This window comes from Flavobacterium buctense, assembly GCF_014486695.1.
In the GTDB taxonomy this organism is placed as follows: Bacteria; Bacteroidota; Bacteroidia; order Flavobacteriales; family Flavobacteriaceae; genus Flavobacterium; species Flavobacterium buctense.
The window spans coordinates 355,739-381,840 of the sequence record NZ_JACTAB010000001.1 but is presented as its reverse complement, the minus strand read 5'-3'; the positions used below and the strand labels follow the sequence as shown (position 1 = coordinate 381,840).

Here is a 26,102-nt window from a genome sequence, read left to right as displayed (position 1 = left end):
AAAATACTAATGGATATATCCTTTAAAATCTTTGTGCTCTTCTTTTAAAAGTTCTTCATTCGAAAGTGATTTGAAATAATCATAGGTCAATTTCATTCCTTCATCTCGTTTTACTTTGGCTTCCCAACCTAAAATCTCTTTGGCTTTTGTGGTATCAGGCTGGCGTTGTAAAGGATCGTTTATCGGTAATGGATGGTAGACCACCTTTTGATTGGTTCCGGTGAGTTTAATGATTTCATCCGCAAAATCTTTAATAGTAATTTCATCCGGATTTCCAATATTTACCGGATATACATAATCGGAATGCAATAATCTGAAAATACCTTCTACTTGGTCTGTAACATAACAAAAGGAACGCGTTTGACTTCCATCACCAAAAATGGTTAAATCTTCGCCTCTTAAAGCTTGTCCGATAAAAGCGGGAATTACACGACCGTCATTAAGACGCATTCTTGGTCCGTAAGTATTAAAAATTCTGACGATTCTGGTTTCTACTCCATGAAAAGTGTGGTAAGCCATCGTTATGGATTCTTGAAAACGCTTGGCTTCATCATAAACACCTCTTGGACCGATGGTGTTTACGTTTCCGTAATATTCTTCTGTTTGCGGATGAACCAGTGGATCACCATATACTTCTGAGGTAGAAGCAATTAAAATTCTTGCTTTCTTCACTCTGGCCAAACCTAATAGATTGTGCGTTCCCAATGATCCTACTTTCAAGGTTTGAATTGGAATTTTTAGGTAATCAATAGGGCTTGCCGGTGAAGCAAAATGAAGAATGTAGTCGATTTTTCCGGGCACGTGAACAAATTTGGTTACATCATGATGATAAAACTCGAAATTTTTATCTTTAAACAAGTGTTCAATGTTTTTCAAATCTCCTGTAATCAAATTATCCATTCCAATTACAAAATAGCCTTCTGCTATAAATCTGTCACAAAGATGGGAACCTAAAAAACCTGCTGCTCCGGTAATTAATATTCTTTTCATATACTTTTTTTTGCTGCTTTGGAATTATTGAGGGCAATTCCGGAATTAAAAAGACAATACATCATTGTAAAATATACCACACCTCTTTGTCTCCATAAAAATGATTCTGTCAAAAATAAACTTATCATTAGAATTGCGAAAGCAAAATGGATAAAATCTTTCGATTTGTATGCGATTTTAACGTTAATGATGAGCATTAATAACAATAATATAAAACCGAAGATGCCTATTTCAGCGAAAATCTGAATGTACTGATTATGGAAGTTTTTGTTTTGGTAGCCTTCAATACCTTCTGCGCCTAAAAATAAATTGTAATATTGGGCCTTTTCTTCAATTTTCGGATAGGATGCATTTAAACCAAAACCGGTGAAAATTACTTTGTCTTCATTGATTAACTCGGTAAATATTCTGAACTGATAAACTCTGAATGCCGTTCCCGGAAAATAATCATTAGGGGTGAATTTTTCTTTGGTCCAAGCTTCTTTCAGACTTACATAATGAACACCGTCGGGAACACCTTCGACTACATTGGCACTTAAACTTTTATCCGAGTGGGTTTGAAACTCGTGCTGAAACCTGCTTTTTATTCGGCCAAATGAAAAGACCAGTCCAATAATCAACCCAAAAACAATTAGATTTCGCAAGCGAAGTTTGTGTGATGATTTTGAAAAAAAGAAAACATGAAGTAAGACCAAGAGAATAAAAATCAAGATGATGTTTTTGGAAGAAAGCAACAATACAAATCCAAAAAGCAAAACGGAGAAAAGAATGTCGGTTTTGGATTTTAACTCCTTGGTAAAAAAATAGAAGAAGGCAACAGCAACAAACACAGATACATGAATGGCGTTTAATAATTTGGGAACCAAACCAAAATCATTATCGTTTTCGCCATGGTAAAAGAACACTCTGGAATCCTCTAGTGACCAATATCTAATCACTGCTCGTGCTAAGAAATAAAGCGTCAGAAGAACTATTGCGTAGCTGTAATAGGCAATTATTTTTTGCTTTTGAACTGTTGAAAAATCTTTACTCAATAAAAATCCTATGGGTATGATGAGCAATGGGATTTCTTTTGATAATGCCGACAGTGTGCTTTTGGAATCAATAGACCAAAAGTAGGATAGGGCCATTAAAAGGTAAAGGGCAATGGGTAAAATCAAATAGAATTGGCCGGAAAAATTAGCTTTTCTAAAAGCAAAAATGACGGTGAGCAAAAACAAACCCATCGCTATATTATTGATGGCATAGCTCAGCGGAATGGTAACAAGGACAAGAAGAGTTGGAATAAAAGAACTATTTTCTTTGCTTTCTTTTGTCAGATTTTGCAAAACATTCTTCAAAGAGTTGTAAGTATTCCCCATTTATTTTCTCCCAATTAAATTCGTTGACAATGGCGTCAAAATTGTTTTGAACTAATTGCAAGTTATCATTTTTTTTGATAGTATTCAGAATATTTTTCACCTCTTTCGCAGTAGAAAAATAGTGGCTGTTCTCTTTTAGAATCCCTTTATTAAAGTCGTTGTGGTGCGCAATTACCAGTGCTTTTGAGGCCATTGCTTCTAACAATGAAGGATTGGTTCCGCCAACGGAATGTCCGTGAAAATACAAATTTGAAAAGTAGCGAAGGTTGTTCAAGTGTTCTAAATTGTATAGGCCGCCAATGAATTTGATATTGGTATGGGATTTAAACTTGTTTTTTAAGTAGGCGCCATATTTAGTTTGGTGTTTTCCAATAACCAAAATAGGCGTTTTGTCTTCGTTTAGGGCAACGCCTTCCAAGACCATATCCAAATTATTTTCCGGCTCAAATCGCGCCATAATCATATTGTATTGCTCTTTTTCTAAACCATATTCTTTTAGAATTGTTTCGTCAGGATTGGTAAAAGGATAAGCGCCGTAAGCAATGTAAGTTGACTCTTTTTTATATTTCTGTTTCAAGAATTTTTGGATGCCCAAGGAATCCGAGACTAAAAAATCACTGCTGTTAGCGGCGAGTCTTTCGGCAAATCGCAAAAACTGCTGAACCGGTTTGGAATATTTGGTTCTTTTCCACTCTAAACCGTCCATGTTGGTTATGATTATTGATTTTTTGGGTAAAAGAAAATACCAAATGGAATTACTGGTATAACCCAATTGCAAAATGATATCAAAATCCCTTTTTCGAGAATCCATGATACAATTGTAATCATAAATAAACTGCCCAAAAGTTCCCATTTTGTGTTCAGGATCATATTGGTGGATGATATTCACCCCGTGAAAAGATTTTTCCTGAAAAGGATGATCGTGGGAATTGTAGCAATATACCTCATGACCTTGTTCGACCAAATAAACCGAAAAAAATTCAGCAAACTGCTCAAAACCTCCGTAATAATTGGGCACACCACGAGTTCCTAATATGGCTATTTTCATGCAGGAAATTCTTTTAAAGGAGCAAAAATAGGGATTTAAACAGCCGAAATTTAAATTTTTTCAAAAATGTCTTCGAATTTTTCAACGTGTTTTTGCAATGAAAAATGATTTAAGGTTCGATTATAACCCTTTTCCCCAAAAAGCTGTCTCTTTTCAGCATCGACTATAATACTTTCTAACGCATTGGCTAACGCATTGGCATTGTTGGGCTCGAATAACAGACCCGTTTCATTGGGCAATACTATTTCGGTCAAACCACCGTGATTGGCAGCGATTACGGGTTTTTTGGAAAGCATGGCTTCAATGGCTACCATTCCGAAAGGTTCCGGTTCTGTCGAAGGAACAACGGCAATATCGATTGAATCCCAAAATTTCCAAATCTCTTCTTGAAAAGGAATAATCACAACCCTATCTGTAAGGGCATAATCCGTTACCTTATTCTTTAAATCTATTTCGAAAACTTCTTGGTTTGGTGGTGCCGAACCTATAAAAACTAATTTAATGTTTTCGTACTTGTGGGCTATTTTGTGGAATGCTTCCAGTAATAACTGTTGGCCTTTCCAACTGTTAATTCTTCCGACTAGCGCTATAACCAACTCGTTTTCGCCAACTTTGAAATAGTCTTTCCTAATTGAAGCGATTTCATTTTGACTCGCATTTTGTTTTTGGGTAACATCTAAACCATTACAAACTGCATGTGATTTTTTGGCCAATTTTTCATTGCCTTTTATCCAAAAATCCATGGTGGTTTTGGAGTCATAAACCGCTACATGATTGCATTCTAACGACAATAATTTGACAAATCCTTTGTTGAAAATTACCGGTTTTGCTATGATCTCCTGAACATGCCAAAGGTGTTTAATGTTGTTTTTGCGGGCAAATATAATGCCTATCAATGCGGCCAAAGTGTGTGAATAGACGATATTGAAATGGTGTTTTTTGTGAAGCTCGTTCAATAGTCTTAATCCGTTTCGGTATTCTTTGAAGAAATTTAAAATCCCTTTTGGAGTAAACATTTTCCGGTAAAGTTTCAAAACCGGCGCAATGACAACTTCAATACCGTTTTTTTCAAACTCTCTTTTTAATGGTCCGTCAAAAGGAAGTATCACCACCGACTTATATTGTTGCTTATCCAAACTTGAGATAAACATTAATATGGTCTTATCTGAACCATAGAGTTCGGCAGATTGGTGTATAAAAAGGATGCTTTTCATGGGTTGTTTAATTTCTCTCTATAGGCAATTAAGAATCCTATTAGAATTGATTTGGTTTCTGTTAAATTATAAAATCCTAAAAATACCCAATTGGATACCAAAAGGAAAACGCCCGTTCCTATAAAAAGCAGGTTGATACTCTTGACTGTTGGGTTGTCTGTTTTAAATTTCCGAAAGAAAAAGAGGATGGTAAACAAATACATAACAATACCCAGTAACCCAGATTTTAGAAAGACAATCATGAATCCGTTGTGAAGAATAGAAATAAATCTTAGGTGCATATCGCCCAGCCAAACATGTTGTTTCAGATCAATTTGGGAACCAATTCCCTTACCAAAGATTGTAGTGGTTGCTCCATCTCTCGTTACTTGACGTATGGTTAGAATATTTTCATAAGAACGATAATTGTCATTAAAATCCTTATAGTCTTCTCTATTGATTTTGGTTTTAAACGGCTCCATGGGTGCCACTTTTATTTTATATAGAAACCCTTCAAGTCCATCAGCGCCTCGTCGTGGATTGGTAGAGACTATTATAGAATAACCAACCACCACAGTAATGATAATACTGCCCATGATGATTATCGCTTTTTTATTAAGTACTAAATACCCTTTAACCGCGAGAAAAAGTATGACGAATTGGATAAAATTGGTTCGGGCCAAATACATAAATGCAGAAAACCCAACAATAACAGTGAGTATCCGTAATGTCTTTTTAGAATAATCGAGCTGAAACTCTTTGTGAAACAATAAAATAATAAACGTGTAAATTTCATAATCACTAAAGTAACCCGAATAAAATCTCAAGTCGGACACCGTTCTTGCTCCATAAATAAAAATGGCATTCAGTATTATTATTATATGGCATATGGCAATAAAAACACCTGTTTTTACTATTAATCTAAATGCATTTTGAAAATTCCTACCACATAACTGGTATCCTAAAAAGAACCCAATCATCGGTTTACACAAGTAGGTTATGTCCCTAATAACTAAATATTTTTGATAATCGTAATTAAAGGAAACTATAATCGCAATGAGTAAAATTAAAGCGTAAGGGATAATTAATTTGAATAAAGAAACCGAATATTTTTGCTGAATAGTCAGTACAAAAGCCAAGCTCCAGACAGATATAGTTGACTCAAAATTATCTAAATAAGGAACTGCTATACAAAGTATAAACAGAAATTGATGAAACCAATTGTTAGGAATGGTTATTTTCATTAGGCTAAAGTTTTGATTACCTTGGCCGGTATACCACCAATAACAACATTGTCCGGATAAACTCCGTTTACCACTGCTCCGGCGGCAACAACAGAATTGTTTCCGACAGAGCAACCATCTAAAAAGGTCACTTTGGCTCCAACCCAAATGTTATTCCCTAACTTAATGCCTTTAGAAGTAACGCCTTGTTCCCTGATTAGTTTTGAGGTATCGTTAAAATTATGATTTTCAGAATGAAAAGAAATATAGGAGCCCATAATCACATCGTTTCCTATTTCAATGCCACCGGGTGCTCCAAAATGAGTAAAATCGCCTATGGCCGAATTGTTTCCCATGACCAATCCTTTTCCAAATTTTGATAAATGACTGGTCGAAAGTAATTTAGAATAGCATCCTATTTTGACACAATCGCCTAAAACTATTTTTTCGGAAGCATAACCGTCAATTTCGCAATGGCTTCCTATAGTAACATTTTGGCCAAAAACGATGTTGCCTGAGTTTAAGATTCTTGTGTTGCAGCCGATGAAAACTTTTTTTCCGGTTTTCAAAAACCCTCTAATCAACATAATCATTCGATGGTATAGCGTCGAATAAATCAATTGGGTTGGAATTCGGTCATCAATTTGATACCTTTTTCCGGAGTTGGCCAGCATTTTTTGAAATAGTTTTTTAATCATCTAAGCACAATTTTACTACACGTTTCAAAAATACAATAGTTTTTAACTTGTGCGAAGAAATAAGCTTTTTTTAATCGTTTTGAAAAAAATGAATGAGGTAATGATTTCGGTTGCGATTAAGGCTAAAAGTACGCCTAAAACATGGTAGATTGGCGTAACTACTCCTATTATTAACAAACTAATTAAAGTAATAATCATGGTAACTTTAACATACTCTCTTTGCTTATTAGCGCCTAAAACCAATTGTTTTAATGGGATTGAGATGCCTTGCACTATCGGAATAAGGACGGCCAATTTGAGCAGATTACTGATGGTTGTTATTTCTTTCGGATTAAAATAGGAAACAATTTCCACGGAGAATAGCATAATCATCAACATGGATACCGTTATAAAAAGTAAATTCAAGCCATTGTAAAGTTTCCAGAATCGGAGCGCTTCTTCGGTACTTTTTTCTAACAAATAACACACTCTTGGATAAACAAAATTGAAGAAAAGTAAAATATAAGTTTTAAAAATTACAATGATTTGGTCGATGATTTTGTATTGACCTGCCATTGCATTTCCGCCAAAAAAACTTATCAAAACTATTGGAGAATACATTTGAAGAGATACAAAAATTTGGGAAGAAAAAATTGAAAAATTATCTTTAATCATTTTGACTACTTCGCCCTTCTTTACGTTTGAGAAAGAAAAAGAATGCTGGAAAACGATATAAATCCAAGTAATTCCATAGGCTACAATCATTCCAATTCCCCAGATGAGATTGCTGTAAACATAATCTTCGGCTTTATTGATAAAGAGAAAAACACCGATTAAGTAAATTACCTTAGACAAAATATTGAGTATGGTTATCCATTTGAAGTTTTCGATGCCTTGTAGAAACCACGTTGGATTAATATATTGCCCAACAACCATGGCCAAACTAAAAAAGAAAAGTGTTTTTTCTTCGCTGAAATAAGGGATAACACAAAATAAGATTGCGGATAAAACCAACATTACCAACAACAAAAATAGTTTCGCTAAATAAGTGGTGGCAAAAATACGCTCTAATTCAGAATGGTTTTCCCTATTAATCGCGACTTGTTTTACCCCGACAATTTCGGAACCATAATCCACAAAAACCATGATGAAAAAGGCCAATGCCATTCCAACTCCAATCTTGCCATAACCTTCTTCACCACAAATGGCAACGATATAGGGAATCACCAATAAAGGTGTTAGTAAGTTAAACCCTTGCCCAAAACCGTAGGTAATTAGGTTTTTGAGATTATTGTTTTTAAGCAAATTTGTCGTTTTCCCTTTAAACATTCTTTACTTGAATAAATGTAAATGTAGTCAAATAAAAAATGCTACAAATCTATTCATTCGTAGCATTTCGATATTATTTTACTGAATCTATTTCACTAATTTATCTATTTCCTGAGAAAGTGTTTCATGCGGATATAAAATTGGTGGTGAATTCTGATCTAGTTTAATTCGTTTTAAAGTAGATGTCTTTTTATCTAAAATTGTACTTTCTTGATTTGGATAGAAATAATAATAAATCAAAGAGTCTTTTGCCTCAAAAGATTTTTCGTAATAATTCATCTTGAATTTTTTCAATACAATTTCAGTTTGTTCTTTATTGACATCGTGACCAAAATCAACTCTTAAATTGGTTGGAATTGCATCTTCAGGCAAACTGAAAACCACCTCTTGAGGTTTATCACTCCCTTTATATGGATACCAAAGTGATTTTTCTTCTGTAAAGTTTATGGAGCCATCTTCAGTGTAATAAAGATGAAAATTATCGTCTTTTAGAGCTAATAACTCAAATGAAACTTTAAATTTTGTGTCGACATTTTTGACTTCTGTACTTGTGTTGTCTTCTACTTTTTTCTCTTCCTTACAAGAAAAAAAACTTACTGTTAGCAACACAAAAAGGATAAGACTTTTAGTTTTCATATTTATTGTTTTTTTGCAAATATAAAATTAATATGTAAAATACGTTGTTTTAAATTATTAATCAATGGTGACTTTCTTGTCCGTAATTACCAATCCTTTTGATTTATTTTGGTCATCAAAAAGCAAAATTCCTAACTTATAGTTTCCTTTTCTGAATGCAGTTTTGTCAATCTCTGCTGAAAATCCTGAATTATCAATATTAAATTTACTTTTGAAGTAAGTTGTAACATCTTTTCTTGTGGTGTTTTGAATGTTTAAAATAGTGTAATTATTTTGCTCATCAAATGCAAGTACATAAATCCGAGTTGTTAATGCATCTTGGTTTTCAAGATAAGCCCATCCATTAAAAATAATTTTATCATTAGTAACATTAAAACTTTCAAAAGAATAATTCATTCTATCTCCATTTAACATTTTTAGTGGATAAAATGCTGATATATCAACTTTTGGGTTATAATCTTTCTTTAGAATGTAATGTTTTGTCCAACAATCATAAAAATCGCTGTTCAAATCAACTACAAAGTTTGCATTCAAAAAATCGAGGGTTGCCTGTGAAGGATTATAGGTTCTTTGATGTCCATCAGCATACCAAAAAGAGATTGTTTGTTCCTTACCGCTAATCATTTCGGCTACATAACTATCTAAATTATTTTCTATTAAATTTGTTTTTACTTCCTTATTATTGAGGAAGAAAGGAAAATACCAAGCCAAGCTGCTCACCACTTTTTCGTCTGTCTTTTTGTTCTTCTGAATGAATAAACTCAGCTCTCTGAATTGTGTTTTATAGGTGCTGGTGTAAAATCTCTTTACAATAACTACATCTATTAATGAAAAAACAATTATTAAAGCAATAATGCCTAATTTAACAATGTGGTTTCGTATATAAAAAATACCTATTGAAATCAAAATAATTAATGCCGGAAGTATGTTTATAAAATAACGGCTTATTAACATGGGTAAATTGACAAAGGACAATACTAATGGAATTAGGAGCGTAACCATTATCCACGTAATCAATATAAAAAAGCTGAAATTTAGCTCATTTTTATCAGGATTTATGGTGACACTTTCTTCCCTAGTGCTTTCAAATAATCGAATAAAACCATAAAATAACAAGGCAATTACAAAGAATAAAACAATTTCTGATTGACCGAAAAACTCTTTAAACATTTGGGTATAAACATCAACTTCGGGGATTGGAATCCAAATAGATGTCCTTTCTGAAGCAGCAAAAAACAATTTCAAACTCGGTAAATAAAGTACTAGTGTTATCAACCCAGAAATGCACGAAAAGAAGAAAAATTTCTTAGAGTCTGTTTTGAATGGCTTTAGAATAAAAAATAACAAAATTAAATATTCTGCAAAGAGGGCAAATAATGCAAAAAAATGAGTGTAAATCATTAAAACAGCAAAAAACCCATGTAAAACAGCCGTTTGGTAAGATGGCTTTTTAATAAATTTAGCCAAGAACAAAAATGATAAAGTAGTGGTTAAAAACAACATGGAATACATTCTCCCATCTTGTGAATGATACAAATGAAAATAATTTACACTTAAAAGCAAAGCACTAATAATACCAACCTGCTTATTCATCAATTCTTTTCCAAGAAAATAAACAGCTAATAATCCTCCAACACCAAGCAATGCCGAAAAACATCTCAAAACAAATGTTGTGTATCCGAAAACGGTGAATACTATTTTTACTAAAATAAAATACAAAGGCGGATGTGGTTCAGTAATCATCATCAATTGATACATCTCACTGAAACTTAAGCTAGGATTTGCTTCATTTATTGTATGAATTTCATCTAACCAAATGCTTTGAAAATCAACATTATAGACCCTTAATGCCGTTGCCAAAAATAATATTATCACCAACCACTTGTTGCTTTTTATCCAATATACTAGTTTCATTTTACTTATGTTTTTTCCAAGTGTAAAGAATCGATACACCAAATGGGAAACTTATATTTTTATTGATAAATTTTGTTTCTAAATGCATAATATTAAACAATATATTGTTTAATATTCCGGGCTTGAAGGCTTCGAAATCACTGCCTGAGCCGGCTCTTTTTTCACCCGTTTTAAGTAAATTGCTTATTTTTCTGAATAAATAAATGGGGGGGAATAGGAATGTATTGAAGTAAGAAGAAAAAATCAGCTTACCATCGTTTTTTGATAAAAACAGCTTCTTAACTTCCGGTAATTTATACCTTCTGAAATGATGATTGATTACGTCATGATGACTCCACAAACTCATAAAAGCCGGAACGGTGATGAAAATAATTCCATCATCTTTTAAAACTCTTTTCATTTCGGTCACGGCTAATTGGTCGTCTTCAACATGTTCGATGACATCAAAAGCACAAACCAAGTCAAAGGAATTTTCAGGAAAAGGAATTTCTGTAATTGAGCCGTTAATGATTTCAAGCCCCGTTTTTTGAGAAGCAAATTCACAACAAAATTTATCATATTCAATGGAAATAACATTTCCAAATTTTGACAAATATTCTGAACTTCTACCCGGACCGCAACCAATATTTAGAATTCTTATCGAAGAGATATCTTGTTTATCTTCTCTAAGTAATTTGGTAATATAATTGGATATGATTTTTTCTCTAGCAATGAACCACCAGTGATTTCGCTCCAAATCATAATATTCTTTGTAGTATTCGTGATTCATAAATTAAGCTTCATTATTAAGATTGCTTTCTTCTTTTCTGATTATTTTATCGATAATGAATAATGGTCTATTTCTTACCTGATTATAAATACGCAAAACATATTCACCTATAATACCTAACGAAATTAACTGAACACCGCTAAACAAAATAATGGCTAAAATTGTTGCTGTAAATCCTTGAGGAACATCGTTATAATAAAACTTTCTGTATAGATTGTAAACAAAATAAAACAATGAAAAAATAACCGTTAAAAAACCTAATTTAGCAATGAATCTTACAGGAAAATCACTAAAATTAAAGATGCCGTTGAAGGCCAATTCAAAGAGTTTTGACCAACTGTATTTAGTTTCGCCGGCTTGTCTCTCATCACGGTCATATTCATAACCAATTTGCTTAAAACCAATCCATGCTCTCATTCCTCTGATGTATCGGCTTTTTTCGGGCATGTCGTTTAAATTATCCACTACTCTTCGGCTAATCATGGAGAAATCTCCACTGTCGATAGGAATATTAAAATTGGATATTTTTTTCTGCAAACGGTAATATAAATTGTAGGCTTTCTTTTTAAAGAAACTTTCCTTTCTGTTTTTTCTGATGGCATAAATTACGTCATATCCATCTATTAATAACTTATAAAAATTGATTATTAACTCCGGAGGATCTTGTAAATCGCCATCAATAATCATCGCGCCTCTTTTCCCTCTTACATTGGCCAATCCTGCGCTAACTGCTAATTGATGTCCATAATTTCTTGAAAGTATTATCCCGGTAAAACGATTGTCTTCTTTACAAATCTTTTCTATTAATTCAGCGGTTTGGTCACTGCTGCCATCATTAACTAAAATAACCTCACAACTAAAGCTCGTAGAAGAAATTACGCCTTTAAGTCTTTGAATTAATTGTTCAAAAACCAATTCCTCATTATACAGTGGAACAATGATGGATATATCGATACTGTTTTCTCTCATTTCTTAAACTCTTTCCATTTTTTTTCACTTCTAAAAACAACTTTGAATTTTTAGTTTTTAACTTAAATGCTGTGTTTTGTGCTTTTGGTTAGTATTGGAAAAACCGTTATTTGGAATTGGAGGCAAATTACTCTTTATATTGTTAACTTCAAATATCTTTTTAGCAAAATCATACCATAAACATCATTCTTAAATGGATAAGTTATAAATACCAAAGTGCTTCGTGTGTTGCTTTAAGAATTTTGTATAGTGATTGTTTTTTTGTATTGCCTTAAATAATTATTATTTAATATTTTCTAACAATGGTAAGCATTTCTGAGATTATTTTAAACCCTGTTCTCCAGCCTAGTTTTGAACCATCAACATCTTTCCAATTATACACCGGGATTTCCCTTCCTTTACTTAAAAGGTTTTTCTTCTTTAATCGAATAAAAATTTCTACATCAAAGAGCCAGGAAGTCTTGAATGGCTTTTCAAAAACTTGTTGCAGTATAGAGCTCGAAAATATTTTTGCCCCACATTGAGTATCGTAAATGCCTAACTTGAATTTTAGATTGATTAATGTAATTATTACTCTTCCTATGATATGTCGATGGTATTTTCTTTTGATTCCGGAATTGAGTAACAGTATTCTTGAGCCAAACAAAAATGAAGTTTCGTCATTTTTAATTTCGGATAACAATCTTTTGATTTCAGATTCGGGTGTAGAAAAATCTGCGTCAAAATACCCTATAAAATCATACTTATTCTTTTCTAATAACAAGTTTACCGATTTAAAAATAGTGTTCGCTTTTCCTTCATTTTTTTCAAAATTCAATACAAAACATCGTGTTGGATTTTCTGAAGCAAATTCATTTATAACAGCCAATGTTCTGTCTTTACTTCCATCATTGGCCAAATATATATCGATAGAAGTATTCTCTATCAAATAAGATAATGAAGAAATTTTTAATCGTTTTTCTTCATTATAGCATGGAATTATAATAGCTATTTTTTGCATAAACAATAACAAGAAAGTCCGGGAACTGTTACACCAAGTTTTTTTAACAATAAACTGATTTTAAAATCAATGGTTAACATGGTATTGATTGCGGCTGTTTTTAATTTACCTGCTTCCCAATTGTCTATTGATTCGTCTTTGTCTTTTTTAAGAAACTTATCCAGCTTTCTAAACAACAGTAATGAAGTAAAATAATATCCTTTATCAATAATGGTAAACTGATAATTATTTAAAACAGTCATTAATTGCTTCAGTGTGTATCTCCTGTAGTGTCCTAATAAAACATCGTGACTTGAAAAAACAGATTGAAAAGCAGGAACGGCAAAAAAGAAATAATTGTTGTCTTTTGACTGTAAGTCGTCAAGGATGATTTTCTCCTCTTCTAAATGTTCCAAAACATCCATGCACAAATATAATGTTGGTGCTTTTTCTGTTACTGTTGTTAAATACTCTTTAAGGTTTTGAAAATAAACAACTTGACTGTTATTGTTGTTTGATTTTAACTGAGCGATGACTTCGGGAGTGTAAGCCGTATCAATGGCGTAATATTCCTTAGCTAAATTTTTCTCTACTAAAGTGTGAATTACAAAAGCATCTCCACTGCCAATGTCAACAATCCTTTCTATTGGAAATTGGATTTCTGATTGTTTTAAAAAGGTATGTAAAACATTCTTCCTTGAGGTCTCCCATGGATGTCTGCTATAATTACCCTTGTCATTTAATCTTGAGAACTCTGATATATCCATTTTTTAAAGCTTAAGCTCTTGTAAACTCCCTTTCCAGTTATTAATTTCTAAACCAAAAGTGTTCTTGATTTTAGTTTTGTCCAAAACACTAAACTCCGGTCTCTTGGCAGGTGTTGGAAATCCCGAAGTTGCAATTGGTTGTAAATTTATACTTATCCCGTTAACTTCAAATATTTTTTGTGCAAAATCATACCAACTGCATTGTCCTTCATTACTGAAGTTATAGATGCCATAGTTTTTTGTCGGTTGTCGGTTGTCGGTTAAAATGATTTGAATTAAAGCCGTTGCTAAATCAACCGCATTCGTTGGTGTTCCAATTTGGTCATTTACAACAGAAATACTGTCTCTTTCTGAAGCCAAACGCAACATAGTCTTCATAAAATTATTTCCAAATGGAGAATAAACCCAAGAAGTTCTTATGATGAAATGCTTTTCCCAGGTATTTTGAATGGCCTTCTCGCCCTCCAATTTTGTTTGACCGTAAATTCCTGTTGGATTTGGCAAATCCGTTTCGGTATACGGAACCTTTTTTTCTCCATCAAAAACAAAATCTGTTGAAATGTGGAGTAAAACGGTCTGTAGTTCTTTACAAACCTCAGCTAAATTTTTAGCCCCTATTACATTAATTAAATGTGCTTTTTCCGGTTCGCTTTCGGCTTTGTCAACAGCGGTATAAGCAGCTGCGTTTATGCAAAAATCAGGTTGATGTTTGGAAAAAATTAACTTACACTGCCCTAAATTCGTTATGTCTAATTCTTTTGATGTATAAAATAGAAACTGAATTTCAGGATAATTGGGTGCAATAAATTGCAAACTTTGACCTAATTGTCCGGCACTTCCTGTGACTAAAACTACCATGCTTTTGGGGCATTTTCTATAGTGGGTTGTACTTTGTCTTTTTCTGAAATTATGAGCTTGTCTGAAGAAAAACTCCAGTCAATATTGATACTTTTATCGTTGTAGATAATTCCGCCTTCGCTTTCTTTGTTATAAAAATTGTCGCATTTATAAAAGAATGTTGCCGTATCACTGAGCACTAAAAATCCGTGGGCAAAACCTCTCGGAACAAAAAATTGCCGCTGATTATCTCCCGATAAAACCACAGCTTCATAGTGTCCGAATGTTGGTGAATTAGGGCGAATATCGACTGCAACGTCTAAAACTTCTCCTTGCAATACTCTTACCAGTTTAGCTTGTGCATGTTCACCTGTTTGATAATGCAATCCGCGTAAAACTCCTTTTGAAGAATAGGATTGATTGTCTTGAACAAAATGAACTTCTTGTCCAACCCCGTTTTGAAAAGTTCTTTCGTTGAAACTTTCCATAAAATAACCTCTTTCATCAAGGATTATTTTGGGTTCAATAATAAAACATCCTTCGAGTTTTGTTGGAATAAAATTCATTTAAATCAAACTTAATAAATGATTACCATAACCGCTTTTTAACAACGGTTGGGCTAATTTTTTTAATTGTTCGGCTTCAATAAAGCCCATTTTATAGGCAGCTTCTTCAATAGCGCCAATTTTTAATCCCTGTCTTTCCTCTATTACTTGAACAAATTGGCTGGCTTGCATTAGGGAATTAAACGTTCCTGTGTCTAACCAAGCGGTTCCTCTATCGAGTATACTTACTTTGAGTTTTCCTCTTTTTAAATACTCTTTGTTGACGTCGGTTATTTCTAATTCCCCACGTGGACTTGGTTTTATATTGGCTGCTATTGCTACAACATCATTGTCATAAAAATAGATTCCGGGAACAGCAAAATTAGATTTTGGCTGCGATGGTTTTTCTTCAATCGATAAGACTTTGCCTTCTGCGTCAAAATCTACTACACCATAACGTTCCGGATCATGAACATGATAGGCATAGATAATACCTCCATCCGGATTATTGTTGGCCAAAAGCAAATCAGAAAGTCCAGTGCCATAAAAAATATTATCGCCTAAAACCAAAGCTACTTTATCGTTTCCAATAAACTCTTTTCCGATGATAAAGGCTTCTGCCAGCCCATTGGGGTTTTCTTGAACGGCATATTCAAATCGGCATCCCAAACTCGAACCATCACCTAAAAGTTGTCTGAAAAGCGGTAAATCATGTGGTGTAGAAATGATCAATATCTCGCGAATTCCTGACCACATCAACGTAGACAACGGATAATAAATCATCGGTTTGTCATAAATAGGCATTAATTGTTTACTAACCGCTAAGGTCAATGGATGCAATCTTGTTCCGGAACCTCCTGCTAATATTATTCCTTTCATCTGTCTTACTTATTGTTTCATTCAATCAAATGTAATAGCACTCAATCGTGTTTTTACCTTTGCGATTAAGCTTTGCACTTTTATAAATTAATTGTTCAATTTAGCCATTTGGTATTTGTAATACCTTTTTATCAATCCAAAGAGAACAAAGATTCCTATGAAGAAAAAGGGTATTGCATACTTCATTTTACCATTCAAAGATTCTTTGTTTTTGATGTTTAAAGTATGGCTGTTGTCTTTAATAATTTTATCCAAATTGATCAAGTCTAACCTTCGCATTCCTTGTTCATAGTTAATTTCGTGTTTGATTTTTAGTACATCACCCAATTGAGAGTTTTCATTGTAGTAAAATAACTTATCCCCTTTAGGCGAAGCGTTTGTACTTGAAATGGTATTTAAAACCCCGTTAATTTGTGAAATTATCGAGTCATTGTCCGCTATTTTGATTTTAACGTTATCCATAAACTGCTTTTGAATAACTTTATAATAATCCGAATCATTGAAATATTTTAACAACGGTTCTACCGTTTTGTCTTTAGAAGTTTCATTGAGGGTTACAAATGAAATTAAATGATACGGGTAATTTTTACTGGTTAAATTATCGTTGATGATTTTTTTTACATCACCATCTTCTGCCATTAACTTTAAAACCTCGAAGTTTTTATCTCGTTCTTCAATAAACTTATAAATATCCGAAATGGGCTGTACCTCAATTTTGATAAACTTTGCCGGATTTTTAATTCCCACTACTTCTTTTAAAAACAAAGTGTCTTGTTCCTGAATTTTGGAATTAATCAAACTTATTTTAGCGTATAAATAATCCGTTGAACCAAAATTGGGGCAAACAATTATCTGATTGTTATAGACTTTGTTGTTTTTGTCAAAGTAATATCCAAGTCCGGCACCTAAAACGAACAAAATTCCAATCCAAATGATGTTTCTTTTAAAAAATAAAAATGCTTTAAAAACTTGGGTGGCAATATTTTCAAAAAAAGATCCGATTCTCTTAGAAATTTGAGATAAATCTATTTCCTGATTGTCCGTGTTATTTTGAGGTGTTGCGCTCATAAAAAATGATTATTTTACGTTAAAGATTTGTTCTAATATTTTAATGGTAATTAAATACGTTGGTTTGACACCGGTAGTTCCCAATCCGCCCGAAGCCAAGGTGCTTCCGGTTTCTAATGGGTTATCCGAGGCATAATATGCGTAACGAACTTTAACATTCGGATGAATGCTTTTTCTGATTTTAGAAGCTGACTGAATGGCCTTTTGATAATAAGCGCCTTCCATTTCTAAACCTATAACTTCCCAAGTAGATTCATGGAAAAATTTTAATAAATCTTTATTTTGAAGCGATGTTCCTAATACGGTTACCATAGGTCCTGAAAATACCGGAATATCATTGCCTTCAAACATTGCTGCTGTCAATTCGTTTTCAAACGGATAATTATCCGCAGTTCCTTCGTTGATGTGTGCTGATGGAATCATTATATCGCCTTTTCCGCCTTGTAAAATACCGGCTTTCCCCATGATAGAAACCGATTCTACCTTTAGGAAAGTTTTGGTTTTGCCTTCTTTGTAGGGTTTTAATAATTCGTCAATGGTTTCAAAGGCTTGTTCGCCAAAAGCATAATCCATTACGATTAGCACCGGACTTTCTTTTCCTACTTTAGCTTTTGGGAAACTCGATTTAACCCAATCAATTTTGGCGGTATCAAAAATCTGAACATCAATGTTGGTTCCCGATTGGTCAGGTAAAGAAATCATCCCGTGTTTTACAGCAAATTCCTCTACTTTATTTCTAACCGGATCAGCACCTGATTTACTCAATTCTTCATAAATAAAGAAATCCGATTTGTCTTTGAATTTGGTTTTCAAAACCGTCGTAGCAAAGAGCGAATTCATTACACTGTGCATGTTTGCACTGATAATGTGGATTGGTCTTTCCAATAAATTATTGGCTTTTAAGGTTTCTTTAATGGTTGTTGCCCAAATTTCACCATGGATGTGATGGCCTAATCTTTCTCTTAAAATCGGACTGAACGTAATCGTTCTTTTGTTGTTCTCCACGATTTCTTCGATGGCCAATTTGCCAAGCCAATAGATTACGTGTAAAAATCTATCCGGTTTTTCTTTGGTGCCAAAAGCATCATAAATGTCTAACACTTCCGAAAAACTTCTGCCTAAAACATTGGCGGCATGGGAAATCGCCACTTCCTTTTCTGACTGCGTAAACTTTTTATTTTGTAAAACCGCTTGTTCTAATTTTTGCCAATCTCGGGTCAATTCAACATTAGATTCGTCTAATAAAACGCGGTCTTTAATTTTGTGTGACTCGATAAAAATAAAAGTCAAATGCGTTAAAATATCATAAATATCGGAACGCCCGCGCGTGATTTCCACGTTCATTTGTTCTTCATCAATGCGATAACAATTTCTTCTTCTTTTGGGTGGAACTATCGCTTGAAAATGCGATTTTGAATAGCCTTCATCTGAAGTTAAGTTGATAAAACGACATTCTTCAATGCCAACCGGAAGTCTTTCGATAACATAAAGCAACCCGTTGAGTTCTACTTTTTCTTCGGCGATGCTGCCGTAAATTTCGGGTCTTAGCGACAATAATGCCTCTCTTAAAGTTTCCCCTGAAACACCCATGGGTTTATAAAAACCTCTGTTGAATAAATGTCTCATGGTAATATACAATCGTTCAATAGCTGCCGACGATTCTTGCGCTCGTGAGCGCGAAATGTTTTTAATTTCCTTCATTAAATTTTGTTTTCTAACCCGCAAATATAGGGTTTTTGTCGTTTAGTTCGAAAGAATTAGGTTGATTGCCGGTTCATACCCTTTTACTTTTTCCGGCATGCCGTTGGACTCGTTTGTTTGTTTGTTCCATTTTCCGCCAGAAAAAGTAAAAAGCGCGTCTCTTTCTACATAGTTGTATAGGATAAACGGGTAATAGGTTTTTAGAATTTGTGTGGTTTGCGTATTCTGGTCGGTTACTGTTCTCTCTTTCTTGTTTTTTTCTATCATTAGCTTTTCAAAACCCACAAAGAGTCCGTTTTTCGGCATAACCAAATTATAATCTGATAGGTCTATTTTATTAGACTTCGTGCCATTTTTAACGGTAACTATTAAATCTTTTTTTAGCATTTCCTCTCCCGGAAAACCATTGGCATCGACACTGTAAAATCGAATTCTAATTGTAGCGTCTTCAATCCTACTGTCAGTAGAAAGAGTTACTTTTTTGAGGTATCTTGTTTTATTATAAGCCGGATTGTATGGAAAATATTTCACGTCAATTCTTGGTCCGTTGTCAAAGGCTTGGGCAATAGTGTTTTCGGTTTGACCAATGACAATCCTTTTAGTTTCAATACTGTTCGATATAACTACTTCCTCTAAATCAAAAGCTTTAGCGTTTAAAAAAACCTCAGCCGATTGAGCAGCTTTACTGGTTTTCTTTTCGTAACCAAGCGCCGAAAAAATCAAATTTTTGTTTCCCGAAACATTGAGGGAAAAAGTACCATCTTCTTCAGTAGTGGTGGCGATATTTTCATTCTCCACCCAAATATTGACATACGAAATCGGTTGGCCTGATAAACTGTCCTTGACGACACCTTTAATTTGGGCGGAAACCCCTAATGTTTTTAAAAACAAAACGACCATTAAAACTATTATTTTCATTCCTTTAGTTTGCTTTTTAGCCCTGATACCGAAATTGTTTGAGCTCGTAACGCCGTTACAGCGAGTTTCGGTAGCAGGAAAATGGATTACAAAAATGCCCGAACCTATCGCTCTTTATTTTTAAAAAAATCGGCAATCTTTCTGTCGTTAGCCAATCTCGGTAATTTGTTTTGTCCGCCAAGTTTTCCGATGGATTTCATATACTCTTGGAACCCGTTTTTGGCGACTTTGGTAATGACTAGTGTTTGCAACACATTGCCAACGATTAAATCATCGTAATAAGTGTTTTGCTTTCGCATGGCTTGGTCAATTCTTAAGGCAAAATCATCCAGGTTTTCGGGTTCTCCCGAAGCTTCAGAATCGAATTCGATAAACCATTCGTGGTAAGGCAATCCTTCGCTTGGTGTGATTTGCGGCGCCACGGTAAACTCGTTTATGCGAACATTGGTTCCTTGCATGGCTTCTTGTAAAGCGCTTTCCACTTCTTTGCCAATGACGTGTTCGCCAAAAGCAGAAATGTAATGTTTAATCCTTCCGGAAACGATGACGCGATAAGGTTTTAAACTGGTAAACTGAACGGTATCGCCGATGTTGTAGGCCCAAAGTCCGGCGTTCGTGGAAATGATTAAAACGTAATTGGTTCCTAATTCGACTTCGCCGATGGTATAGCGTCTTGGTTTTTCTGTGTAAAATTCGTCTGCTTTTATAAATTCGTAGAAAATGCCTGAATTCAATAACAGCAACATGCCTTTTTCTTTTTGTGAATCTTGGTAGGCAAAAAAGCCTTCGGAAGCGGGAAACAACTCAATCGAATCGACTTTTCGGCCTATTAAATTTTCAAATTTGGCGCGATAGGGTTCATAGTTTACGCCACCATAAATAAACAAATTGAAATTTTTAAAGATTTCGCCAACGGGTTTTTGGCCTTTTTGCTGCAGTTTTTCAAAATACATTTGCACCCAAGAAGGAATTCCCGAAATTACGGTCATGTTTTCGTAAAATGTTTCTTCTACAATCGCATCGACTTTGGTTTCCCAATCTTCTATGCAATTAGTTTCCCAACTCGGCATGCGGTTTTTTTGGAGATATTTAGGCACAAAATGGGCTACAATCCCGGACAGTCTTCCTAATTTAATTCCGTTTTTCTCTTCTAAAATCGGACTGCCTTGCAGGAAAATCATTTTGCCGTCGACAAAGTCTGCTTTGCCGGTTTCGTGGATGTAACTTAGTATGGCATTTCGGGCGGCTTCGATGTGAAATGGCATCGATTCTTTGGTCAGCGGAATGTATTTGGCGCCAGAAGTCGTTCCCGATGTTTTGGCAAAATAAATGGGTTTGCCTTTCCAAAGGATGTTTTCTTCGCCTTTGACCACTTTGTCTACATAAGGTCTCAATTCTTCATAATCTCTAATCGGAACTTTAGCAGCGAAATCTTCAAAAGATTTGATGTTAAGAAAATCGTGGTCGTTTCCAAACAAGGTAAATTTGGCTTGACCGATTAAATCCTCTAGCACTTTTTGTTGCGTTTCAACAGGATTTGAAGCCCAAGCTTGGACTTTTTTGTGAATGCTTTTGGCAAATAATTTGGCGGCTATTGATTTTATAGACATCATTAATGGTTTGGGAAATTTTTTCTAATGGCTTTTTCTGTCGAAACAAATAAGTAAATAACAGCTGCTATTATGAATACCATTCCAAAAGCTACTGTAAAAAATTCATCTTTGAAATTTAAAAATACATTGACAAAGGAAATAAGCATTAAAAATAAACCGGCCTGAATCATTTTTATCCCTGAATACCGTTGAGCAAAATCCCAAACCTCTTGATTTTTCATAGAAGCTGTTGTTCGATAACCGTATAAATAATTGATTTTCTTTGGTGGAAATTTCAAAGTGATTAAAGCCGTAATCAAAAAAATGAATCCCACTAAAAAGGAAATAAACAAAGTGTTTTCTAAAAAGTAAATTACTGATTCTTCCATATTATTCAAAAGCTATAAAAATAGTGGGATCAATTGGGTAACCGTCTTTCCACAATTCAAAGTGCAAATGCACTCCGGTAGATTCTTGTCCGGTTGAACCGGCGAGCGCTATGACTTCTCCGGTTCTAACGGCATCACCTTGGTCTTTGGTTATGGATGCTGCATGTTTATAGGCTGATATAAATCCATTGTTGTGTCTAATGATTACTACGTTTCCTGTTGTTGGTGTCCAATCGGCAAAAATAACTGTTCCGGCTAAAACGGCTTTTATTGGGGTATTTTTAGCCAAAGCCACATCAACGGCATAATGCTTTTCTTTGGGGTTAAACTTCTCGGTAATCATTCCTTTTGCCGGTGGAAAAAACACTACACTTACTTTAGGTTTGGCTTTTTCAAAGAGATTGTATTTGTCTTCTCTGGCCACTTGTTCTCTAAGTTTCAAATCGGCTTCAGTGGGCTGTAAATCTTCCTCAGAAATAGTTTCAAGACTGGTAGCGGTTATAGAATCTTTACTGAATTTGGCATAATCCAAATCGCCGGTCAAAATCTTTTTAATGGAAGCAATATAAGCTTCATTTTTCTTGAGCGCATTGCTTAAGGAATCGGATTTCAGTGCCAATTCGGTTGCGTCTCTTTTTAATTTAGTCGATGCGTAACCCGGAATGTATTCTCGTAATGGGGTAAAGGCAATAATATAAGTGGTGATGAAAATAATCAACAATGCGCCAATACTGGCTACTACAAATACATTCATCAACGTCAAACGCAAGGAAAATACTTCTTCAAAAGTGTCTTCATTCAAAATAACCAAACGGTTTTTAGTGAATAACTTTTTCTTAATGATTTTGCGTTTAAGCCGTTTTTCCGACATTGGTCTTAGATTATACCACAAATATAGAAATTAAATCTGCTTAAGATTTTATAAAGTTTAACGTTCTTTGAGAGTAAATCAATAGCAGTTATTGATTTATTTTCTACATTTGTCAAATATTTAATCTAATTCAAATTATCATGAACTTTTTAACCATATTTCTTGGCACAATTGAATTCCCACAAATGATGTTGATTTTGGCCGTTATTTTATTGCTTTTTGGAGGTAAAAAAATTCCGGAACTAATGAAAGGTTTGGGTAGTGGCGTGAAAGAATTCAAAAAAGCAGCTAAAGACGATACAACCGAGCCTAAAAAAGAAGAAGAAACTACTGCAAAAGAATAACTTCACAAAATTTAATATTTTAAATCCCAAATACCAACAATAATCAATTGGTATTTGGGATTTTATTTTTGATGCTTTTAAAACACCATGGTCAACTGAATGCGTTTTCGTTCTTCATCGACTTCAACGACTTTAACTTGAACGTGTTGGTGTAATTTGACTACTTCATTTACATCAGACACAAAACCTTCTTTGAGTTGGGAAATGTGCACCAAACCACTTTCTTTAATTCCGATATCAACAAAGCAACCAAACGCCGTTATGTTATTGACAATTCCGGGTAAAATCATGCCGGAACGGACGTCTTTGATGGTTTTGACATTGGCATCAAATTCGAAAACTTTGGCGGCTTTTCTTGGATCTAATCCCGGTTTTTCGAGTTCTTTTAGTATGTCTTTGATTCCCAGAATTCCAATGTCTGAAGTGATATAAACTTCGGGTTTTATTAAACTGATTTTGTCTTTCTTGCCGATTAATTCGGTTGTTTTTAACCCTAAATCTTTCGCCATTTTTTCTACAATTGGATAAGCTTCCGGATGTACGGCCGAATTGTCTAACGGATTTTTTCCGCCTTTGATTCGGATAAAAGCTGCGGCTTGTTGGTATGCTTTGTCACCCAAACGAGGTACTTTTTTCAATTGTTTTCTCTCTTCAAACGGACCGTTTTCACTTCTGAAAGCGACTATGTTTTCAGCCATTTTTTCGCCGATTCCTGAAACATAACTCAATAGTGATTTGCTGGCTGTGTTGATATTGATTCCAACCGAATTCACACACCGAACGACAACGGTGTCTAATTCTTCTTTTAATTTGGTTTGATCGACATCGTGTTGGTATTGTCCGACGCCTATGGATTTGGCATCAATTTTCACCAATTCTGCCAAAGGATCTGAAAGTCGTCTTCCAATGGAAACTGAGCCTCGAACGGTTACGTCATAATTGGGGAATTCATCTCTGGCAATTTTGCTGGCAGAATACACTGATGCGCCGGCTTCTGAAACCACAAAAACCTGAACCGGTTTGTCGAAAGGAATTTTTTTGATAAAGAATTCGGTTTCGCGACTTGCTGTTCCGTTACCTATGGAAATCGCTTCAATATTATAGGCATTGACCATCGATTTGATTTTCTTCATCGCCATTGCAATTTCATTTTGCGGCTGATGCGGATAAATGGTTTCATTGTATAACAAATCGCCTTTTTCATCCAAACAAACAATTTTACAACCGCTTCTAAATCCGGGATCAATCGCTAAAATTCGCTTTTCTCCTAATGGTGGCGCTAATAAAAGTTGGCCTAAATTCCCGGCAAACACTTCAATCGCTTTCGCGTCGGCTTTGGCTTTAGCTTCTTGCAACGTTTCGTTGGAAATGGCCGGTTCTAATAATCTTTTGTAACTGTCTTTGATGGCTAGGCGCAGTTGGTCTGCTGTTTCGCGATTGTTTTTTATCGTATTGTTTTCGATGAATTCAATCGCTTCTTCTTTCTCGATTTCGACATTTAATTTGACAAACCCTTCCGCTTCGGCGCGCAACATGGCCAATAATCTATGCGATGGCGCTTTGGAAATCGGTTCAGCCCAGTCGAAATATTGCGAGAATTTTTGAGCCGCTTCATCGTCTTTTTTGGTTTTCACGACTTTGGTTTCCACAACTGCTTTTCTTTGAAACAAACGACGGAGATTTTTTCGGATAAAGATGTTTTCGTTGATCCATTCGGCGATAATGTCGCGTGCGCCTTGTAATGCGTCGTCTTCATTTGGTACTTTAGCATTCAAATATTTGGAAGCCATAAACTCAATATCATCCGAATTTTGCGCCATGATGATTTTAGCCAAAGGTTCTAAACCGTTTTCACGAGCTACATCGGCTCTGGTTTTTTTCTTCTTTTTATAAGGCAAATACAAATCTTCAATCTCCTGCAAATCGAAGCTGTTTTCTATTTTATTTTTTAGTTCTGAAGTCAGCTGTCCTTGTTCATCAATGGCTTTTAAAACGCTGTCTTTTCTTTTTACGATTTCGTCAAACTGTTTAGAAAGTTTAGCGATATTTTCAATAACGACTTCGTCCAAGTTTCCGGTTTGGTCTTTTCGGTAACGAGAAATAAAAGGGATTGTGCAATCTTCTGAAAGTAATTTTAGAGTGGCTTCAATGCTTTTTGGTGAAGCCGTAACTTGGTTTTGAATGAATTGTATGTTGGTCATTGTGTAAATTTCTTGTAACCGCAAAGATGCAAAGTATTGCGCAATCCCGAAACTTCGGGACGCAAAGATTTATTCTAAAACTTTTTGAAAAGCTTTCCCGAGATTAGCTATCACATCGGTAATCAACATGCTTTCTACGCTTTGGGTTTCCAATGTTAAATCAGCAGCCATTCCATGAAGATAAACGGCTAAAGTTGCTGCGTTTATCGGTTCGTAGCCTTGGGCCAAAAATGCCGTAATAATTCCAGTTAATGCATCGCCTGAACCACCTTTGGCTAAACCGGGATTTCCGGTGGTGTTTTGAAAACATTGCTTGCCGTCTGTGACAAACGTTTTGTGTCCTTTTAAAACGATAATGCAATTTAGTTCTATGGCTTTCTCCATGGCTTTTTGCTGTCTTTTTTCGACTGAAAAATGAATGCCAAACAAGCGATCAAATTCTTTGACATGAGGAGTTAACGTTGAATTTGGTGGAAGTTTAGTCAATAATTGTTGCTTTTGGGCAAAAATATTTAGCGAATCGGCATCAAAAACAACCGGTGATTTTGCATTTTTTAGTAGAAATTCTACTTTTCTTTCGGCTGTTTTATCAGTTCCAAAACCCGGCCCGATAGCTAAGGCGTTGTACTTTTCCCAATCGTTATTTTCTTCTCTTAGTTCAATCATCGCTTCGGGAATAGCCGTAAAAATTGCACCTCTTTCTTTTTTGGGAATGTTCAATGTTACTAAACCTATTCCGCTTCTTAAACAAGCTTTAGCCGCAATAATCGCTGCACCCATTTTGGTTCGGCTTCCTGCAATAATCAAGGCATGGCCGTGTTCGCCTTTGTGTGAATCGGGCAACCTTTTTTTGATTATTTTTCGGATAAGATTTTGGTCAACGATAATCATTTTGAAATCTT

General features: G+C 34.7%; 25 protein-coding genes. 1 reads left to right on the top strand and 24 read right to left on the bottom strand.

Features of this window, described 5'->3' with window-relative positions; genetic code table 11:
- Positions 1 to 6: 6 nt before the first annotated feature.
- The 22 genes from ICG50_RS01645 to ICG50_RS01540 form a co-directional block, all read right to left on the bottom strand.
- Positions 7 to 990 carry a UDP-glucuronic acid decarboxylase family protein gene (locus tag ICG50_RS01645; protein ID WP_187659172.1) on the bottom strand — a complete coding sequence of 328 codons (984 nt, stop codon included), beginning with the start codon at positions 988 to 990 and terminating at the stop codon, positions 7 to 9.
- Positions 987 to 2,351 (bottom strand): O-antigen ligase family protein, encoded by a 1,365-nt coding sequence (locus ICG50_RS01640; RefSeq protein ID WP_187659171.1) that lies wholly within the window; start codon positions 2,349 to 2,351, stop codon positions 987 to 989. Before ICG50_RS01640 ends, ICG50_RS01645 begins: the two co-directional genes overlap by 4 nt.
- Positions 2,284 to 3,399, bottom strand: a complete 1,116-nt coding sequence (locus ICG50_RS01635; protein ID WP_187659170.1) for a DUF1972 domain-containing protein — start codon at positions 3,397 to 3,399, stop codon at positions 2,284 to 2,286. Before ICG50_RS01635 ends, ICG50_RS01640 begins: the two co-directional genes overlap by 68 nt.
- 50 nt (positions 3,400 to 3,449) lie before the next feature.
- Complete coding sequence (locus ICG50_RS01630) at positions 3,450 to 4,613, bottom strand: glycosyltransferase family 4 protein (RefSeq protein ID WP_187659169.1); 1,164 nt, start codon at positions 4,611 to 4,613, stop codon at positions 3,450 to 3,452.
- Positions 4,610 to 5,836: a hypothetical protein gene (locus ICG50_RS01625; RefSeq protein WP_187659168.1), complete on the bottom strand. Its 1,227-nt coding sequence runs from the start codon at positions 5,834 to 5,836 to the stop codon at positions 4,610 to 4,612. The genes ICG50_RS01630 and ICG50_RS01625 overlap by 4 nt, the downstream gene beginning before the upstream one ends.
- Positions 5,836 to 6,513, bottom strand: coding sequence for an acyltransferase (locus ICG50_RS01620; protein WP_187659167.1), 678 nt, complete (start codon positions 6,511 to 6,513; stop codon positions 5,836 to 5,838). Before ICG50_RS01620 ends, ICG50_RS01625 begins: the two co-directional genes overlap by 1 nt.
- A 42-nt stretch (positions 6,514 to 6,555) precedes the next feature.
- The gene (locus ICG50_RS01615; RefSeq protein ID WP_222940123.1) at positions 6,556 to 7,797 is read right to left on the bottom strand and encodes an oligosaccharide flippase family protein; all 1,242 of its coding nucleotides are present in this window, start codon (positions 7,795 to 7,797) and stop codon (positions 6,556 to 6,558) included.
- A 111-nt stretch (positions 7,798 to 7,908) separates the two neighbouring features.
- Entirely contained in the window at positions 7,909 to 8,457 is a 549-nt protein-coding gene (locus ICG50_RS01610; protein ID WP_187659165.1) for a hypothetical protein, read from the bottom strand.
- Between the two features lie 57 nt (positions 8,458 to 8,514).
- On the bottom strand, positions 8,515 to 10,371 hold the full coding sequence (locus ICG50_RS01605; protein WP_187659164.1) for a glycosyltransferase family 39 protein: 1,857 nt from the start codon (positions 10,369 to 10,371) through the stop codon (positions 8,515 to 8,517).
- A 1-nt stretch (position 10,372) separates the two neighbouring features.
- Entirely contained in the window at positions 10,373 to 11,140 is a 768-nt protein-coding gene (locus ICG50_RS01600) for a class I SAM-dependent methyltransferase (RefSeq protein ID WP_187659163.1), read from the bottom strand.
- A 3-nt stretch (positions 11,141 to 11,143) separates the two neighbouring features.
- On the bottom strand, positions 11,144 to 12,109 hold the full coding sequence (locus tag ICG50_RS01595; protein WP_187659162.1) for a glycosyltransferase family 2 protein: 966 nt from the start codon (positions 12,107 to 12,109) through the stop codon (positions 11,144 to 11,146).
- Positions 12,110 to 12,395: 286 nt separating this feature from the next.
- Complete coding sequence (locus ICG50_RS01590; protein WP_187659161.1) at positions 12,396 to 13,109, bottom strand: glycosyltransferase; 714 nt, start codon at positions 13,107 to 13,109, stop codon at positions 12,396 to 12,398.
- Positions 13,097 to 13,855 carry a class I SAM-dependent methyltransferase gene (locus ICG50_RS01585; RefSeq protein WP_187659160.1) on the bottom strand — a complete coding sequence of 253 codons (759 nt, stop codon included), beginning with the start codon at positions 13,853 to 13,855 and terminating at the stop codon, positions 13,097 to 13,099. Before ICG50_RS01585 ends, ICG50_RS01590 begins: the two co-directional genes overlap by 13 nt.
- Before the next feature lie 3 nt (positions 13,856 to 13,858).
- A complete protein-coding gene (gene rfbD / locus ICG50_RS01580; RefSeq protein WP_187659159.1) occupies positions 13,859 to 14,713 on the bottom strand; it encodes a dTDP-4-dehydrorhamnose reductase in 855 nt (284 codons plus the stop codon).
- The gene (gene rfbC, locus ICG50_RS01575) at positions 14,707 to 15,258 is read right to left on the bottom strand and encodes a dTDP-4-dehydrorhamnose 3,5-epimerase (RefSeq protein ID WP_187659158.1); all 552 of its coding nucleotides are present in this window, start codon (positions 15,256 to 15,258) and stop codon (positions 14,707 to 14,709) included. Before rfbC ends, rfbD begins: the two co-directional genes overlap by 7 nt.
- Positions 15,259 to 16,116 (bottom strand): glucose-1-phosphate thymidylyltransferase RfbA, encoded by an 858-nt coding sequence (rfbA, locus tag ICG50_RS01570; protein WP_187659157.1) that lies wholly within the window; start codon positions 16,114 to 16,116, stop codon positions 15,259 to 15,261.
- Between the two features lie 87 nt (positions 16,117 to 16,203).
- Positions 16,204 to 17,184, bottom strand: a complete 981-nt coding sequence (locus ICG50_RS01565; protein WP_187659156.1) for a hypothetical protein — start codon at positions 17,182 to 17,184, stop codon at positions 16,204 to 16,206.
- 9 nt (positions 17,185 to 17,193) lie between these two features.
- Positions 17,194 to 18,885 carry a DUF6909 family protein gene (locus ICG50_RS01560; RefSeq protein ID WP_187659155.1) on the bottom strand — a complete coding sequence of 564 codons (1,692 nt, stop codon included), beginning with the start codon at positions 18,883 to 18,885 and terminating at the stop codon, positions 17,194 to 17,196.
- Positions 18,886 to 18,927: 42 nt separating this feature from the next.
- Positions 18,928 to 19,803 carry a carboxypeptidase-like regulatory domain-containing protein gene (locus tag ICG50_RS01555; protein ID WP_222940121.1) on the bottom strand — a complete coding sequence of 292 codons (876 nt, stop codon included), beginning with the start codon at positions 19,801 to 19,803 and terminating at the stop codon, positions 18,928 to 18,930.
- Between the two features lie 104 nt (positions 19,804 to 19,907).
- Positions 19,908 to 21,413, bottom strand: coding sequence for a GH3 family acyl-acid amido synthetase (locus ICG50_RS01550; RefSeq protein WP_187659154.1), 1,506 nt, complete (start codon positions 21,411 to 21,413; stop codon positions 19,908 to 19,910).
- Positions 21,414 to 21,415: 2 nt separating this feature from the next.
- Positions 21,416 to 21,784, bottom strand: a complete 369-nt coding sequence (locus tag ICG50_RS01545; protein ID WP_187659153.1) for an SdpI family protein — start codon at positions 21,782 to 21,784, stop codon at positions 21,416 to 21,418.
- Between the two features lies 1 nt (position 21,785).
- Positions 21,786 to 22,655: a M23 family metallopeptidase gene (locus ICG50_RS01540; RefSeq protein ID WP_187659152.1), complete on the bottom strand. Its 870-nt coding sequence runs from the start codon at positions 22,653 to 22,655 to the stop codon at positions 21,786 to 21,788.
- 140 nt (positions 22,656 to 22,795) lie between these two features.
- Between ICG50_RS01540 and ICG50_RS01535 the strand changes: the two genes are divergently transcribed.
- Positions 22,796 to 22,999 (top strand): Sec-independent protein translocase subunit TatA/TatB, encoded by a 204-nt coding sequence (locus ICG50_RS01535; RefSeq protein ID WP_187659151.1) that lies wholly within the window; start codon positions 22,796 to 22,798, stop codon positions 22,997 to 22,999.
- A gap of 77 nt (positions 23,000 to 23,076) precedes the next feature.
- On the opposite strand, the gene ICG50_RS01530 is transcribed toward ICG50_RS01535, so the two are convergent.
- Both ICG50_RS01530 and ICG50_RS01525 read right to left on the bottom strand, forming a co-directional pair.
- Entirely contained in the window at positions 23,077 to 25,200 is a 2,124-nt protein-coding gene (locus tag ICG50_RS01530) for a Tex family protein (RefSeq protein WP_187659150.1), read from the bottom strand.
- Positions 25,201 to 25,269: 69 nt separating this feature from the next.
- Positions 25,270 to 26,091, bottom strand: a complete 822-nt coding sequence (locus ICG50_RS01525; RefSeq protein WP_187659149.1) for an NAD(P)H-hydrate dehydratase — start codon at positions 26,089 to 26,091, stop codon at positions 25,270 to 25,272.
- Between the last annotated feature and the right edge of the window lie 11 nt (positions 26,092 to 26,102).